Genomic DNA, 509 nt, shown 5'->3' on the forward strand with positions numbered 1-509 from the left:
TCTCCCCGCTGTGCTTGCCGGCCCCGTCGGGGCCGGCCGAGGCGCCGCTCTCCGCCACCGGGATGCCGCCCTCGCCGCCCGCGGCGGCGTCGGCCTTGGCGTCGGACTTCGACTGGGGCGCGCAGCCGGCCATGCCGGCCATGGCCGCACCGGCGAGCGCCGTGCCGCCCAGGCCCAAGAACGCGCGACGCGACAGGCCCCTCTTCCCCATGCCCTTCTCTTCCTCCATGAGAATCCCTCCTTGATTCGACTCGCGAACCCGGCGCGCCCCTTTTGCGCACCGGAGCGCAGCGTTGCCGCTGCCCGCAGGCTCACCTTAAAGCCGACACTGCCCGTCATCAACCCGCAGGCAGGGGGAAATGCCTCCCCACGTGCATTTCCCCCTGCCGGGGGGATGCCCGCACGCGTCCGGTCAGGCTACCCTGCGCGCGGCGGGCGCTGCGCGCTCGCGAGGCCCGGAACAACGCCACGGGCCAGAGGCATACAAGCCGGACGGTCAGCCTGCGAGC

At 73.5% G+C, this 509-nt stretch carries 1 pseudogene; it reads right to left on the reverse strand.

The window, feature by feature from the left end:
* Positions 1-229 (reverse strand): annotated as a pseudogene (locus C2L80_RS13645) (FAD-dependent oxidoreductase); the annotation flags it as partial.
* Between the last annotated feature and the right edge of the window lie 280 nt (positions 230-509).

The sequence above is a fragment of the Rubneribacter badeniensis genome (genome assembly GCF_002899695.1).
Lineage (GTDB): Bacteria > Actinomycetota > Coriobacteriia > Coriobacteriales > Eggerthellaceae > Rubneribacter > Rubneribacter badeniensis.